This is a genomic window from Caulobacter sp. GW821-FHT09B11 (assembly GCF_059418205.1).
In genome coordinates this window covers 1-15,386 of the sequence record NZ_JBWKPK010000060.1, presented here as the reverse complement: position 1 = coordinate 15,386, position 15,386 = coordinate 1, and the positions used below count along the sequence as shown (strand labels likewise).

Annotated in this window: 11 protein-coding genes and 1 pseudogene; 4 read left to right on the top strand and 8 right to left on the bottom strand. The window is 70.0% G+C overall.

Annotation, left to right across the window (positions count from 1 at the left end; genetic code table 11):
- From AC07N1_RS24925 to AC07N1_RS24915, 3 genes and pseudogenes are all read right to left on the bottom strand, one after another.
- Positions 1 to 207, bottom strand: a pseudogene (locus AC07N1_RS24925) (efflux RND transporter periplasmic adaptor subunit); the annotation flags it as partial.
- 2 nt (positions 208 to 209) lie between these two features.
- Positions 210 to 1,463 carry a TolC family protein gene (locus AC07N1_RS24920; protein WP_494674236.1) on the bottom strand — a complete coding sequence of 418 codons (1,254 nt, stop codon included), beginning with the start codon at positions 1,461 to 1,463 and terminating at the stop codon, positions 210 to 212.
- 66 nt (positions 1,464 to 1,529) lie between these two features.
- Entirely contained in the window at positions 1,530 to 1,886 is a 357-nt protein-coding gene (locus AC07N1_RS24915) for a hypothetical protein (protein WP_494674235.1), read from the bottom strand.
- A gap of 227 nt (positions 1,887 to 2,113) precedes the next feature.
- Here AC07N1_RS24915 and AC07N1_RS24910 point away from each other — a divergent pair, with 227 nt between their 5' ends.
- Entirely contained in the window at positions 2,114 to 2,758 is a 645-nt protein-coding gene (locus AC07N1_RS24910) for a DedA family protein (protein WP_494674234.1), read from the top strand.
- A gap of 39 nt (positions 2,759 to 2,797) precedes the next feature.
- On the opposite strand, the gene AC07N1_RS24905 is transcribed toward AC07N1_RS24910, so the two are convergent.
- The 3 genes from AC07N1_RS24905 to AC07N1_RS24895 all read right to left on the bottom strand — a co-directional run bounded on the left by AC07N1_RS24905 (position 2,798) and on the right by AC07N1_RS24895 (position 7,412).
- Complete coding sequence (locus AC07N1_RS24905; RefSeq protein ID WP_494674233.1) at positions 2,798 to 5,071, bottom strand: hypothetical protein; 2,274 nt, start codon at positions 5,069 to 5,071, stop codon at positions 2,798 to 2,800.
- 16 nt (positions 5,072 to 5,087) lie between these two features.
- Positions 5,088 to 6,863, bottom strand: a complete 1,776-nt coding sequence (locus tag AC07N1_RS24900; protein WP_494674232.1) for a hypothetical protein — start codon at positions 6,861 to 6,863, stop codon at positions 5,088 to 5,090.
- A gap of 336 nt (positions 6,864 to 7,199) precedes the next feature.
- Positions 7,200 to 7,412: a DUF2188 domain-containing protein gene (locus AC07N1_RS24895; RefSeq protein ID WP_494674231.1), complete on the bottom strand. Its 213-nt coding sequence runs from the start codon at positions 7,410 to 7,412 to the stop codon at positions 7,200 to 7,202.
- A gap of 186 nt (positions 7,413 to 7,598) precedes the next feature.
- On the opposite strand from AC07N1_RS24895, the gene AC07N1_RS24890 reads away from it, so the two are divergent.
- Positions 7,599 to 10,022, top strand: coding sequence for a glycoside hydrolase family 2 TIM barrel-domain containing protein (locus AC07N1_RS24890; protein ID WP_494674230.1), 2,424 nt, complete (start codon positions 7,599 to 7,601; stop codon positions 10,020 to 10,022).
- Positions 10,023 to 10,185: 163 nt separating this feature from the next.
- Here AC07N1_RS24890 and AC07N1_RS24885 read toward each other — a convergent pair whose 3' ends face one another.
- The gene (locus tag AC07N1_RS24885) at positions 10,186 to 11,352 is read right to left on the bottom strand and encodes an aldose epimerase family protein (RefSeq protein ID WP_494674229.1); all 1,167 of its coding nucleotides are present in this window, start codon (positions 11,350 to 11,352) and stop codon (positions 10,186 to 10,188) included.
- A gap of 127 nt (positions 11,353 to 11,479) precedes the next feature.
- On the opposite strand from AC07N1_RS24885, the gene AC07N1_RS24880 reads away from it, so the two are divergent.
- Entirely contained in the window at positions 11,480 to 12,811 is a 1,332-nt protein-coding gene (locus AC07N1_RS24880) for a sugar MFS transporter (RefSeq protein WP_494674228.1), read from the top strand.
- A gap of 200 nt (positions 12,812 to 13,011) precedes the next feature.
- Here the strand turns inward: AC07N1_RS24880 and araD1 are convergent, their stop codons facing one another.
- Positions 13,012 to 14,010: an AraD1 family protein gene (araD1, locus tag AC07N1_RS24875; RefSeq protein WP_494674227.1), complete on the bottom strand. Its 999-nt coding sequence runs from the start codon at positions 14,008 to 14,010 to the stop codon at positions 13,012 to 13,014.
- Positions 14,011 to 14,290: 280 nt separating this feature from the next.
- Between araD1 and AC07N1_RS24870 the strand changes: the two genes are divergently transcribed.
- Positions 14,291 to 15,052, top strand: a complete 762-nt coding sequence (locus tag AC07N1_RS24870) for a FadR/GntR family transcriptional regulator (protein WP_494674226.1) — start codon at positions 14,291 to 14,293, stop codon at positions 15,050 to 15,052.
- The last annotated feature ends 334 nt before the right edge of the window (positions 15,053 to 15,386 follow it).

The window sequence follows — 15,386 nt, the reverse complement described above, 5'->3', positions numbered from 1 at the left end:
GGTGACGACCGCGACGCCGGCCGCGCGGGCGGCCTCGGCAGTCAGGGCGACGAAGCCCTCTTCGGCGGCGTGGTCCTCGCCGTGTTCGGCTTCACTGGCCTCGGCCTGCGGGGCGGGACGATCGGTCAGGCGGGCCAGGCCGTAGCCGGCGCTGAGGGCGACGACCACGGCGGCCGTGGTGGTCAGGATGCGTGCGTCGAGTTTCATGGTCAGCCTCCGAACGGAGCGCGGCCCGTCAGGCGGGCGATGTCGATCTCGGCGCGGGCCTTGGCCAGGCGCGCGTCGAGGGTGCGGATGCGGGCGGCGGCCAGGGCGCGCCGGGCCGAGGACAGCTCCAGCAGCGGCAGTCGGCCGGCCTCGTAGCCGATCCGCGCCAGCCGATAGGCCTCGGCGGCGGCGGTCTCGGCGGCATCGGCGGCCTCGGCGCGACCGTCGGAGGCGCGGGCCTGGGCGCGGGCGGCGCGCAGGTCGGCGGCGGCGTCGAACTGCGCCTGTCGCAGGCGGGCCTGGCTGGCGGTCAGTTCGGCCTCGGCGGCTGCCCTGGCGCCCCGGTTGCGGTCGAACAGCGGCAGGGGCAGAGAGATCCCGGCCACCAGGGCCGTGGCGTCGTCGCCCGCCAGTCGGCGCAGGCCGGCCGAGACGGTGACGTCGGGAACCGACAGGCCCCGCTGCACCGCGCGACGCGCGCCGGCGGCGTCGCGCTCGGCCCGGGCCACGACCAGGGCCGGCGTTTCCGCCTCGGCGGCGTTCGGGCCGCTCGCCGGCCGCGCCAGCAGGCTCTCGCCGATCGCGTCATAGACGGCCGGAACGCCGGCCAGGGCCGACAGCTTGGCGAAGGCGGCGTCGGCGCTCGCCTGGGCCTCGTCGCGCTCGGCGCGGGCGGCGGCATGTTCAGCCTGCGCCTGCAGATCTCGCAACTGGGCCTCGCGTCCGGCCGCCACCAGTTCGGCGACCGCGCGGGCGTCAGTTTCGGCGGCCAGCCGCTGTTCCTCGGCCTGGGCGACCCGGGCCAGGGCAGCTTCGGCCTCGGCATAGGCCAGGGCGAGGTCGGCGGCGAAGTCGGAGCGTTCGGCGACGGCCCTAGCCTCGGCGGCGCGGACGTCCGCCTGGCCGGCGGCCATCCGCGCGGCGCGCTTGCCGCCCAGTTCCAGGGTCTGGGACAGCGAGGCTGTGGTCTCGGCCAGGTCGAGCCCGCCGTAAGGGCCCGAGCCCGCAAGGTTCTCGACCTCCAGGCCGAGCACGGGATTGGGGCGGACGGCGGCTTGCAGCGCCAGGCCCCGGGCCTGATCGGCGCCGGCCTGGGCGGCGGCGAGGCGAGGGGAGGCGCCGCGGGCCTGGGCCAGCAGCACGGCGTAGGGCGGCGCGGGTTCGGCCGCGGCGGGTCGGACAGCGAGTGGGGCGGCCGCGTACACGGCCGCGCCGAGCAGGACCGCGGACAGCGGCCTGCGCAGGGAAGGCGACATGGATTTCCTCTTGGGAGGTCCTTGGGGATCTGACGGGTCTCGGGCGCGCGTCGGCGCGGGCGAGCGTCAGGCCCTGGGCGGTCGCATCAGGTCGAATTGCCGCCCGGCCGGCGGGGCGGCGTCCTCGCCGGGCGTCAGGCGCGCGGCGGCGTAGGCCAGCGAGGGCGCGGCGGAGATGGCGGGCTCGGGCGCATAGGGCGCGCCGTGATGGCAGTGGCCGTGCACGCAGCCGTCGACGCGTCCATGATCATCGGCATGGTCTTCAGCCTCGGACGCGAGCAGGAATGCGGTCGCTTCGGCCGCCGCCGGCGCTTCGTCGGCGCATAGCGCGCTCTCGAGGCTTGGACCCAGCGCAAGCACGGCCAGCACCAGGGCGGCGAACGCCGCCCCGAACCTGCGCCATGCTGTGAGCCCTGCACCCATGCTCGCCCTATAGCCGAGCCTGCCGACGGCGGGAACGCGTTACAAGATCACGGTCATGGCCGGCCCCCGCGCCGAACGGCCCGGCTCGCCCCTACCCACTCCTGGGTAGCCGCTACCCAAACTTGGTGAGGCGCCGCGGGCACAGTCGCGTTTAATTGACGCTGCGGCGTGCAGCGCACTGGCGGCGCAGCGTGTTGATCTCCATGTGGGGGCCTCGAAGGACTCCCATGGACAATCTGCTTCAATCCGTCGCCGCTTTCGTCACCGCGCATCAGAGCTGGGCGGGCGTGATCCTTGGGGCCCTGACCTTCGCCGAATCCCTCGTACTGATCGGGGCCTTCGTGCCCGCCACGGCCCTGATGCTGCTGGCCGGCACCCTGATCGGCGGCGGCGTGCTCGATCCGTTCGAAGTCCTGGCCTGGTGCACGCTCGGCGCGGTGCTGGGCGATGCGGTGTCCTATGGCCTGGGCCGGCGCCTGGGCCCGCGCGCCCTGCGCGCCCCGGCCTTCCGCGCCAACCGCCGCACCATCGCCCGCACGCGCCTGTTCGCCCGCCGCTACGGCGTCGCCTCGATCTTCATCGGCCGCTTCTTCGGGCCGCTGCGGGCCTTCGTGCCGATCATGGCCGGCATCCTGCAGATGAAGTCCTGGACCTTCCAGACCGCCAACGTCCTGTCGGCCGTGGTCTGGATCGCCACCCTGCTGGCCCCCGGCTATCTGGCCGCCCGCAGCCTGTCGGGCGTCAGCCTGGAGCTCGGCTTGGCCATCGCCGCCGGCGTCGCCCTGACCGTGGTCGGCGTCGTCGTCGCCTGGCGCCTGGCCGCCTCGCGCCGCGTGGCGCAGGCGATCGTGGTGGCGCGGTCGGAAGCGTAGGCGAGCCGTTCCGCGCCGTTCTGGCCGGCCAGCCGTGTTCTAGAAGATGTCGAACACGTGATCGCCCAGCAGCATGAACCCGCACCCCAGCGCCTGGGCGGTCGGTCCCATGACGTGCCCGCCGATGATCGTGGCGGCCTCCTCGGGCGCCACGCCCGGCGGAACGTGGTTCACGTTCTGCACCGCCAGATAGACGATCCACCGTCCGCGAGGCGCATCCGGCGGCAGGGGCATCGAGCCGCGGAAGCAGTGTCGGAACGGCCCCTTCGGCTCGCCCTGGTCGCGACCGCCGATGCAGTAGCGCACGAGGATGGCCTCGTGACCGCCGCCCCGGATCTCCACGGCCGTGATGCCAGGGGCCGCCAGCTGGATGTCCTCGACGCCGCCGGAGCTCGTCTTCGTCGCCGTCGCCACCACCTGGCCGGCGGCGTTGAACGCCTGGATCACCAGCGGGCTTCGGGTGAACTGCCCGACTCGCAACGACACGCGCGAGACGGCCGCGTGCGTCACCCGGATCCCCTTGTCGGAGAACAGCAGGCTGTTGGGCTCGGAGTCCGGCCAATCGACGATCAGTTGCCGGTTTCCGTCCAGCGCGGTGATCTCGATCGCATCGAACTGATGCCGGTCGGGAAAGGCTGTTCCAGCCGGGTAGTGGCTGAAGCCGGTGCAGGTCAGGTTGTCGATCGCGACGGCTGACGGCGCCGCCAGCGCCGAGGCCAGCAGCGCCGCCGTCACGTTCTGGGTCTCGGCGGCGAGACCTTCCGTCCCGGCCGCCGACGTCGCTGCTGCGGCGGGGACGAAGCAATAGCGCTCCACGACGGCCGTGCGTTCGCCCCCGGCGACCTGGACCTGGGTGATCATCTCGCCCTTGAGGACGACCTGGTGGACCTGCCCCTTCTGGGCGGGCGCCAGCACGGCGTCCTGCTCGCGGTCGAAGGCGTCGAAGGCGGTCACGCGGACGGGGCTGTCGGACTCGTGCGCCAGGCGGACGACGACGCGCGGCGCCGGCGAATGGCGAAACACCACGCCGCTGTCGGGAACGAACAGCCCGCCCGCGCCGCCGCCGGGCAGCGGCGCGATCCGCAGCGGCGTCAGGCCCGACCAGTAGGCCGCCGCGACCGGCCCGAAATTGTGGGCGCGCTCGAACACCGCATCGATGGCGTAGTAGCCGAAGTCGATGCAGATCTGCCCCTTCTCGCCCTGGACGACGGGGCCGCGGCCGCCATGCTCGCGCTTCGACGGCGGCGCGAGGTTGATCCCGCGACAGGCGGCCGGATGCAGCACCAGGCGCAGGTGGCGCGAGGGATCGGCCGCCGAGACCAGGTGCGCCACCACGTGATAGGCGTCGGCCGGGCGATTTTGCGGATCCCACAGGGTGGCCGACACCGTGATCCGGTCGCCGGCCTGGTAGGCGGCCAGGTCGGTGGCCACCGCGTATCCGGCCAGCACCTGCAGGTTCGGCTGCACCTCGTCGGCGTCGGCCTTCATCACCGCGATGTTGGTGTGGCGGGCGTAGTCCCACTTGACCCCGGTTTCGAACGGCCGCCCGGGCCAGGGCAGCGCGCCCTTGTAGGTCAGGGCGACGGCCAGCGACTCCTTGTGCGTCACCGCGTCCTTCGCCTCCGGGGTCGCCGCCTGGCCTCGGCGGAAGGGGTCGATCTCGTCCGACAGGGCCGCCGCGATCGCCGCCGCCGCCGCGCCCGCGTAGAGACCCGCGGCGAGACCCGAGGGCAGGCGGCCTTCGAACAGGCTGCCCAGGAACGGTCCGCACAGCACGGTCGTCGCGATGCCCTCGGCGTAGTCGCCGCCGCCCGGCGTTCCGGGCTGCACGATGCGGTCGCCGACGGCGGCGTCGTTGTCGGCCCAGACGTGCCAGTTGGAGAGGGCCATGTCCCGGCCCTCGCCGTCCCGGCAGAGCAGGCCCAGCGTGCCCACCGAGCCCTCGGCCCAGAAGAAGGTGCGATCCAGCTGCTCAAGGTTCGACGAGGCCACGCCGCCGACCAGGGGGTCGTACTGGGTGTCGTTGCGGCTGCCGGCCATGTCCGCCGACCGCTCGATCCGCCCGCGCACGACCACGTCGGTCGGCACGCCGTCGAGGTTTCCCGGAACGACCGCCGTGCCACGGACCCGGCAGCTCTCGGCGTCGAGTTTCTCGCGCACATAGAAGACGAGACCCTGCTCGGTCGACAGCTTGCCGCCGCGGCGCGTTCGGCCCCAGCCGACGCCCAGGATGTTGGGGTCGTCCGCATATCGCCGGGTCAGGCGATTGGCGACGGTCCTCAGCGACTCTCGCGGTTCTCGTTCCTGGGCCAAGACCGATCTCCCAAGGCTAGAAGCTGATCCCGAAGCGCTCGACCACGTGCGACATGATCGTTCCGAACGCCGTCGTGGTGTTGCCGCTGTGATTGAGCGCGATGATCCGACCGGTATCGACGTGGACCCAGACCGAGCCGGAATCGCCCTTGTTGGAGACCTCCGCGCCGCCGGGATCCTCGAACTCGATGGTCCGCTGGTCGGGGTTGTCGAACCGCGTGCCGTCGTCGTCGCGCACCCACGATCCGCTGAACCGCGTGATCTCGGCGAAGGTCAGGCCGGTGCGCGCCCCCGACTTGAACACCCGAAGGCCGCTGGTGTCGCCGGACAGGGCGGCGGCGTCCAGCAGGGCCTGGACCTCGGCCTCGTCCATGAAGCCAGGGCCCACGCCGCCCACATTGCCGCCGACGCCGCCTTCCTTGGGGACCTGGTTGGTCTCGTCGGACTGGGCGTCGAGCACGGTGTTGAAAGACAGGCCGCGGCTGGTGTCGATCTCGCAGAGCGCGGCGTCGAGATGGTGTTGCTGGGAGGCGAACAGCGTGCCGATGACGAAGTCCTCGTCCTCGTAGGCGCTCTGGGCGCCTTCCTCCAGCGCTCCGGCCAGCCAGAGCAGGAAGGCCAGGATGGCGAGCGCCACCTTCCACCAGGGATCGTCATAGAGCAGGGGCCCGAACTGGCCCTCGAACGGCGGCCGGGGTTCGAAGGTCGCATCGAACTTCAGCGGGATCGCATAGAACGGCTCGTAGGCGGGGCGATCGTCGCCCTTGTCGTCGCGCACGCAGCAGCAGGCCAGGATGCGCTGGACCTCGCACAGGTCGACCCGCTTGCCGTCCAGGAACGCCCGCAGCATCTCGCGGACGCGTTCCAGATCCTTGGCGCAGGCGTGGGAGCCGGCCGCCGCCTGGCGCAGCCGCTGGCGATTGCGGCGATGGCCGACGCGGTCGTAGAGCACCTCGCGCAGGCGCAGCCGCATCGCGCCCTGGTCCGATTCGAAGACGTACTGCTTGGCGTCCTTGTCGAACCAGGTGCGGCTGACATAGATCGACTTGGAGACGCGCCGCGCGTGATGTCCGGGATCGGCCATGCCGGCGCGGTTCACGCAGACGAATTCCACCTTGTGCTTGCGTGGCGCGCCGTTGGTGGCTTCGAGCTTGAAATAGACGGTTCGCGACTGGCCCGGACGCAGCCCCGCCAGCGAAACGCCCGCGCCGACGACCCGCTGGCCCAGCGAGGCCTGCTCGGCCGCCGTCCAAGCGTCCACCACCTCGACGCCCCCAGTCGCCAGGGCCGCGCGCCCCGCCGCCGAGATCTCCAGCACGTGATCGTCGGTGAACGGCAGACCCCAGACGTTCGTCACCCTCAGGCCCATCAGGTGCAGGCCCAGCGAAGCCTCGAACACGCCGTCGGGCAGCTGGAACAGGTCGCTGGGGCGTACGGCGTAGGGGCGATAGGGGATGGCGACCATCGCCCCGCCCTGGAAGGTCGCGTCCCACCGGATGTCGCGATAGTCCTCGGTCGGCAGCGGGTCTTCGGCGCCGATGACGGCGTTGATGGCGACCGTCTCGGGGACGGCCGGCTCGAAGATCATCGCCGAGGACCGCCAGTCCTCGCCGGGCGCTTGGTATTGCGCGTCGAGGATCCAGGCCGGGCCGCTGGCCGTCACGACCGAGCCGACCGTGGGCGGATAGGCGCCGTTTCCGGATATCGCCTGTTCGATGACGGACCGGTTTTCCCAGTTATGGACCGCTTCCGTTACAGTAAGCCGCCATTGGCCGTAGAGCTGTATCGCCATACGATTCGCCCTCCAAGCAACCGGAATGCCGCGACGTGTCTTGCGGCGAGGATCGATCTTGCGACCCCGCCGCCAAGCTTCAGAAAGCTGTCGTCTCCGCCGCATGTGCATTGCGGCGGCCGAATGAACTGAAGAAATACGACTGGTTCTACCGGCCCCGAGCATGGGGGCGACGCGCAGTGGATCGGATCGTCCCCAAGGCGTGGGGGTCAAGAATTCAACTAAAAGGCATCATGTGTCGATGAGTCAACCATTGAGTTTGGTGCGCGTCAGGGCGTGTCCAGCGCGAGCCGGCGATGGCGACATGGCTCCGGGACGGTCTGGTGAGCGGCCTCTCTAGGCCGCCGCCCCGTCCGTCATCCACCGGCCGACCAGCCGTCCGCCGCGATCATGGATCCGAACCTCGACCGGGCTATCGGACTCCGCCGCCAGCCGCCGTGCGCGGCGCTCGGCTTCGCCGCCGCCGGTGAAGCGCAGCACCTCGCCGGTGTCGTGAACCCGCACGCACCAGCCGCCTTCGCACGGCACGACATCGACCCGTCCAGACATGTCGCACCCCTTTGTACGCGAACTCGCCGGGCCAAACGCCGGTCTAGGCGAAAGGTTCGACGGGCTTGCGACACCGTTTTGCGACGAAGTGTGACGAGGGCTGGCGCTCGCGTGGAAAGTTCATAAAATGACATAAAATATCAAGATGTGGGACGTGCCTCGATGCGCGGCCCCAGGGAGAAAACGATGGCTCACCCTTCGCTGCGCGGCGTCTCGCGCCTTGTCCTGGCCGCGACGCTTAGCCTTGCGGCGCTGCCCGCCCCGGCCGCAGACCGGGTGACGACGCCGCTGGCCGACGGCTGGACCTTCTTCCAGGGCGACCCCGAGGGCGCCGAGACGGCCGCCTTCGATGACGGCGCCTGGGCCAAGGTCTCCGTGCCGCACGACTGGGCCATAACCGGGCCGTTCGACATCAAGGCCCGGGCCGGCGGGGCGGGCGGCTTCCTGCCCACCGGTATCGGCTGGTATCGCAAGACCCTCGACATCAAGCCGCCCGCGCCGGGCCGCCGCGTCTTCGTCGAGCTGGACGGCGTGATGGAGCGCAGCGGCGTCTGGATCAACGGCCACCACCTGGGCCATCGCCCCAGCGGCTATGTGGGCCTGCGCTACGACATCACCGACTTCATCCGCGCCGATGGGCGCAACGTCCTGGCCGTGCGCGCCGACACCGACCACGCCCCGTCCTCGCGTTGGTACGCGGGCTCCGGCGTCTACGGCAAGGTGCGGCTGATCGAGACCGCCGGTCAGCATGTCGAGCACGGCGGGGCCTTCGTCAGCGTCACGAAGATCGCCGACGGCAAGGCCACGGCCGACATCGCCGTCGACGTGATCAACGACGCCCATGACGCCGCCAGGGCCGGGCTTGAGGTCGTGATCCGCGACCCATCCGGCAAGGAGGTCGCCCGCGGCCAGGTTCCCGCCGTCGCCATCGATCCGGCCCGCACCGAGACCCTGAAGCTGTCAATCGACATCGCCGCGCCCAAGCGCTGGGATTTGGAGACCCCCAACCTCTACCGCGCCGAGATCCGCGTGGTCGGCGAGGGCGGGCAGGGGCTCGACGCCGAGACCGTGCGCTTCGGGGTCCGCGACGTCGCCTTCAAGGCCGACAGCGGCTTCTGGCTCAACGGCAGGAACGTCAAGCTCAAGGGCGTGGCCTTGCACATGGACGGCGGGGCGGTCGGGGCGGCGGTTCCCATGGCCGTCTGGCGCCAGCGCCTGACCGCCCTGAAGGCCCTGGGCGTCAACGCTATCCGCACCGCCCACAACCCGCCGTCGCCCGACTTCCTCGACCTGACCGATGAGATGGGCTTCGTGGTCATGGACGAGCTGTTCGACCAGTGGAACGTCTCCAAGACGCCCGGCGACTACCACCTGTTCTTCAGCGACTGGCACAAGCGCGACGCTCGCGACATGGTCCGCCGCGATCGCAACCACGCCAGCATCGTCCTGTGGAGCGCCGGCAACGAGATCCACGACACCGCCTACCCGGTCCAGGCCAAGGCGGCGCTGAAGAGCCTGCTGGCCGTCATGCACGCCACCGATCCGACCCGGCCGGTGACCATGGGCCTGTTCCGGCCCAACGTGACCGGCGACTACCAGAACGGCTTCGCCGACATGCTCGACGTGGTCGGCCAGAACTATCGCGAGAACGAGCTGATCGCCGCCCACAAGGAAAAGCCCACGCGGATCATCGTCGGGACCGAGAACAGCAAGACCCGCACCTCCTGGGTCGCCGTGCGCGACTATCCCGCCTATGCCGGCATGTTCCTGTGGACCGGCATCGACTACCTGGGCGAGGCCGACCGCAGCGGCTGGCCCAATATCGACAATCCGGCCGGCATCATCGACCGCACGGGCCTGGCCAAGCCCATCGGCCTGCAGCGCGCCTCCTGGTGGGCCGAAAAGCCGGTGCTGCACGTGGTGCGCAACGCGATGCCGGCAGCCCCGCCGCCCTCGTCCGACGGGGCCGGTCCCGCTCCGGCCCTGCCGACCATGATCGCCGTCGCCACGCCCCAGCCCAAGGTCGCTGTCTATGACGACTGGACCCCGGCCGATCTCACGCCGCACGACGAGACCATCGAGGTCTACTCCAACTGCGCCAGCGTCGATGTTTCGCTCAACGGCCGCTGGCTGGGCGCCAAGCCTCTGCCCGCCGACGCTTCGCCGCGCCAGTGGAGCGTCAGCTTCGCGCCGGGCGAGGTGAGGGCGGCCTGCCGCGATCCGGGCGTCAAGCTCGAGGACGTGCTGCGCACCGCCGGCAAGCCGGCCCGCGTCGAGCTGTCGGTCGAGGGCGACAAGGTCGGGACGGGCTTCGACGACCTGGCCATCGTCCGCGCCCGGGTCGTCGACGCCAAGGGCGTGACCGTGCCCTCGGCCCAGGACGCCATCACCTTCCAGGTCTCGGGCGCGGGCGCCTTCGTGGCGGCCGACAACGGCGCGCCGACCGACCATACCTCGTTCGCCTCGCCGACTCGCCAGGCCTGGCAGGGACGGGCCACGGCCCTGGTGCGCGGGGCGGGGCAGGGCGGTGTGCTCAACGTCACGGCGACGGCGGCGGGGCTGACGCCCGGCAAGGTCGTCCTGAAAACCGCTCACGATACCGTTCGTTGAACATGTTCTGCGACAAAGCGTCACTTTTTTGCGGAACGGGCTTGAATTCGCCGTTGGTACCGCTAACTACAACCCCGTGAGGCGCGAGCGCCTCTGCCCTTCCTGGGCGTTTCCTCCCTAATGAACTAAGCCCGGCGGGTAACCGCCGGGCTTCTTTTTTGCTCTATTTCTTGCCGTCGGTCGTGAGCCGGAAGACCATCTGGTTCTTGTAGGTCTGGCCCGGATCCAGCCGCACCGGCGCGAACTGCGGCTTGTTGGGCGCGTCGGGGAAGTGCTGCGGCTCCAGCGCGATGCCGTCGCCCTGGCGATAGATCTTGCCGCTCTTGCCCACGGTCGTGCCGTCGATGAAGTTGCCGGCGTAGAACTGGATGCCCGGCTGGTCGGTCAGGATCTCCAGCACCCGGCCGCTCTTGGGATCGGCCAGACGCGCGCCCAGGCGCAGGGCGCCGCCCGACTTGCCCGTCAGCACGTAGTTGTGGTCGTAGCCGCGGCCGGCGACGATCTGGGCGTCGCTGGCGTCACGAATGCGATCGCCGACGGCGGTGGGCTTGCGGAAGTCGAACACCGTGCCGGCCACCGGCGTCGTCACGCCCGTCGGGATCAGCTCGCCGTCCACGGGCGAATAGCCCTCGGCCGGGATGGTCAGCACGTTGCCCATCGCCCCTGCCGAGGCGCCTTCGCCGGCGACGTTGAACAGGGCGTGGTTGGTGATGTTGACGATGGTCGGCTTGTCGGTCGTGGCGCCGTAGGTGACCGTCAGCTGGTTGTTCTCGTCCAGCGCATAGGTCGCCGTGGCCGTCAGCGTGCCGGGATAGCCTTCCTCGCCGTCCGGGCTGACATGCTCGAAGGTCACCGAGGCGGTCGGGCCGGCCTTGGCGTCGCGCACCGTCCAGACCACCTTGTCGAAGCCCTTCACGCCGCCGTGCAGGGCCGCCACGCCGTTGTTGTTCAGCGCCAGCTGGTAGGTCTTGCCGTCGAGGACGAACTTGCCCTTGCCGATGCGGTTGGCGAACCGCCCGACCGAACCGCCGAAGTAGTTGGCCGTCTTCACATATTCGCCGGCGTCCTTGTAGCCGAGCACGATGTCGGCCTTCTTGCCGGCGCGGTCGGGGGCCACCAGCGACTGCAGGGTCGCGCCATAGGTGATGACGGTCGCCGACACGCCCTTGGCGTTGGTCAGGGTAATCGCCTCGACCGCCTGGCCGTCCGGTGTCTGGCCGAAGGACTTGCGGCTCAGCTCGACCGCGTGCGCGGCCAGCGGAGCGGCCGTAGCGGCCGTAGCGGCGGCGATAGCGGCAAGGCTCGGCAGGACGTGGCGCCAGGTCTTCATTGGTTTCCTCTCCGGATCGGCCCTACCGCGCTCTGTCGGCGTTGACGGCCATTGGGTCGCCATATACTCAGACAAAAAACCAGGGCGCAACGTCAAGACGTCGTCCTTCTCAACGGGAGACCCGGGAATGCCCGCACCGATCACCACGTCCGCCGGAGTAGGCGCGGCCAGCGTGGGCGACCCCCGCGCTCAAAGGTCCGCCCTGACCCTGCTGGCCAGCCTCTTCTTCATGTGGGGCTTCATCACGGTCATCAACAACACCCTGCTGCCGCACCTGCGCTCGGTGTTCGACCTCAACTACACCCAGACGACCCTGATCGAGTCGGTGTGGTTCATCGCCTACTTCTTCGCCTCGATCCCGTCGGCCAAGCTGATCGAGAAGATCGGCTACAAGAAGTCGATGGTCACCGGCCTGCTGATCATGGCCTTCGGGGCGCTGCTGATGATCCCGGCCGCCCGCATCCCGTCCTACGGCGTGGTGCTGACGGCCCTGTTCATCGTCGCTTCGGGCATCACCCTGCTGCAGGTCGCCGCCAACCCCTACGTGGCCGTGGTCGGCCCGCCGGAGACGGCCTCTTCGCGCCTCAACCTGGTGCAGGCCTTCAACTCGCTGGGCACCACGCTCGCCCCGCTGTTCGGCGGCTACCTGATCCTCAGCCGCAGCGCCTCGGGCAACGCCGAGGCCGGCAAGGTGCTGACCCAGGCCGAGCGCCTGGCCGACGCCCAGTCGGTGCAGCTGCCCTACTTCATCGTCGCCGTGGTCCTGGTGGCCCTGGCCGTGGTCATCGCCCGCTACAAGCTGCCTGACCTGGGCGGCGCCACCCGCCGCGCCGCCGTCTCGGAGCGCAAGAGCCACTCGCTGTGGAAGCACCGCAACCTGGTGCTCGGCATCCCGGCCATCTTCATCTACCTGATCGCCGAGATCGGCGTGTCGAACCTGTTCATCAACTTCGTCTCCGACCCGAAGATCGGCGGCCTGACCCATACCGAGGCCTCGCGCTACCTGTTCCTGCTGTGGGGCGGGATGATGGTCGGCCGCTTCATCGGCAGCGTCTGGATGCGCAAGGTCGATCCGGCCAAGGTGCTGGCGATCTTCTCGACCCTGGCCTTCGTGGTGATGATCATCACCACCTTCTCCAGCGGTCCGGTCGCCATGTGGAGCCTGATCGCCGTGGGCCTGTTCCACTCGATCATGTTCCCGACCATCTTCACCCTGGGCATCAAGGGCCTGGGCGCGCTGACCGAGGAAGGCTCGGGCCTGCTGGTCATGGCCATCGCCGGCGGCGCCCTGGTCATTGTCCAGGGCAAGATCGCCGACACCTACGGCCTGCAGATCTCGTTCCTGGTCACCGCCGTCTGCGAGCTCTACGTGCTGTTCTACGCCCTGTGGGGCAGCCGGGTCACCGCCGAGGAGGCGCCTGTGGCCCTCGAAGGCGAGCCGGCGACGGCTGCTGAGTAGTCGGGGAGGGGAGCGGTTCGCCGCTCCCCGTCTTTCGCGCAAAAGAGAAGGCCTCGCACCGCAGGGTGCGAGGCCTTCTTGCTTTTTGGGGCCGAAACCTCGTCCTTCGACAGGCTCAGGATGAGGTTTCTACTGGCCCGCTGCGCTGGAAATGGTCCTCATCCTGAGCTTGTCGAAGGACGAGGACCACGCAGCGCGCCTTACAGCGCCTTCACCGTCACCGTAACTTCGGCCGGCGCCGCGTCCTGGGCCAGCGGGTTGCGCACCGGCAGGGTGAACGGCGCGGCCTCGATCTCGAACACGTCGCCAAGCGCCGTCTGGAAGCCTTCCGAGAACGACAGGGTGGCCGTGCCGAAGAAATGCACGTGCACGTCGCCCGGGCGGCGGAACAGCGCGTACTTGAAGTGGTGGTGCTCCAGGTTGGCGATGGTGTGGGACATGTTGGCCTCGCCCGACAGGAAGGGCTTCTCCCACACGGTCTCGCCGTCGCGAATGATCCGGCTCGCGCCGCGCACGTCGGCCGGCAGTTCGCCGCTCAGCAGCTCGGGGCCTAGCGCCGCCTGGCGCAGCTTCGAGTGGGCCAGCCACAGATAGTTGCCGCGCTCGATCACGTGGTCGGAGAACTCGTTGGCCAGGCAGAAGCCCAGGCGGTGCGGCGCGCCATCCGGACCGATCAGGTAGACGCCGGCGATCTCGGGCTCCTCGCCGCCGTCCTTGGCGAACGAGGGCGAGGTCAGGGCCTGGCCGGGACCGACCAGCTGCGTGCCGTCGCCCTTGTAGAACCACTCCGGTTGCACGCCTTCCTGGCCGTCGGCCGGCTTGCCGCCCTCGACGCCCATCAGGAACATCCGCATCGAGTCGGTCAGCTGTTCTCCAGACTGGGCGGCCTTGTGCATCTTGTCGCGGCCCTCGGCCGAGCCCAGGTGGGTCAGGCCGGTGCCGGTCATCACCAGGTGGGCCGGGTCGGCGTGGTCGATCGGGGCCAGCACCCGGCCTTCGGTCAGGGCGGCGGCGACGTCGATCGCCTCGCCCAGCGGGGCGGCGGCGTCGGCCAGGCTGACGCCCTTGTCGACGGCCAGCTGGGCCAGGGCGTAGAGCGTGTCGGCGGCGCCGACCTTGCGGGCCGCGCCCGTGTCGTCGATCGCCGCGAGGGCGCGGGCGCCGTCGGGCGTCTTCAGCTGCACGAACCGCAAGGGCATGGTCGATCCTCTCGTTTGTAATTAGTCAGACAAATAGCAATCGCGGCGGGCAAGTCAAACCCGGATATGCGGGGTTCGAACCGCCCGCCGGGCGAGCCCGAAAAGGCCCGCCGGCAGGCCGGAGGCGCCGCTATCACCTGATTTATCATACTTTTACCGCAAGGGTTCGCGGCGCCTGATTGATCGCCCGCAGGTGAATTTCCTTGTCGTCAGACAATTAGTCTCGCTAGAGTCGCCTTCATGACCGGCGGGGACGCCGTTTGGCGACAGCGGAGGCGGCGTGGGCAAGGCGAAGGGTTCGGGCGCGGACGGCGAGTTCGAGCGCGAGGAGGGGTTCTCCGGCCGGATCCACGGGTCGATCGCGCGGACCCTGGGAATCGCCATCGTCTCGGGCCAGTACCAGCCGGGCGATGTGCTCAACAACGAGATCGACGCCAGCGAGCAGTTGCACGTCTCGCGCAGCGCTTACCGGGAAGCCATTCGCATCCTGGCCGCCAAGGGCCTGGTGGAAAGCCGTCCCAAGGCTGGCACCCGCGTCAGCGCCCGCTCGCGCTGGAGCCTGCTGGATCCCGAAGTCCTGGCCTGGTTCTTCGAGGCCGAGCCCAGCGAGGAGTTCCTCACCGGCCTGCACGAGCTGCGGATGATCGTCGAGCCGGCCGCCGCGGCCCTGGCCGCCGAGCGCCGCGACGAGGACCAGCTGGAGCGTATGCGCACGGCGCTGATCCAGATGCAGCAGCACACCCTGGCCACCGAAGCGGGCCGGGCCGCCGACCGCGATTTCCACGACACGGTGCTCGAGGCCACCAGCAACGAGCCGCTGCGCACCCTGTCCAGCAGCATCGGCGCGGCCGTGCGCTGGACCACCATCTTCAAGCAGCGCGACCGCGAACTGGCCCGCGACCCGATTCCCGATCACTGGAAGGTCTTCGACGCCATCGCCGCTGGCCGCGCCGACCAGGCCCGCCAGGCCATGGAACGCCTCGTGGGCCTCGCCCAGGACGACACCCGCGCCGCCATCTCCCGCCGCTCGCCGTCGGCCTGACGACCCTCTCCCAGAGGGAGAGGGAGGGGCCCAGGCGTAGCCTGGGAGGGTGAGGGGTTACGCCGCCAGCCGGCGCGCCCGCCCGCCGTCTCCAGCCGCCCTTCAAGCCAACAAACCCCGCCTCCCTCGCCCTTGTGGCGAGGGTCCATGCCGGCGACCGCTCAAACCTCGACCGTTCCGCCAAGGTCTGAGCAGCGGAACGATGGATCCTGGGCACAAGGCCCAGGAAGGCGATTGGGGTTGGGCTGACGGGGATGGAGCGCCGTCGATCCACGGTGTCGCGCTTGCGGACACGAGCAAAATCAACGCCCTGCAACTTTCTCACCGCTCTGGA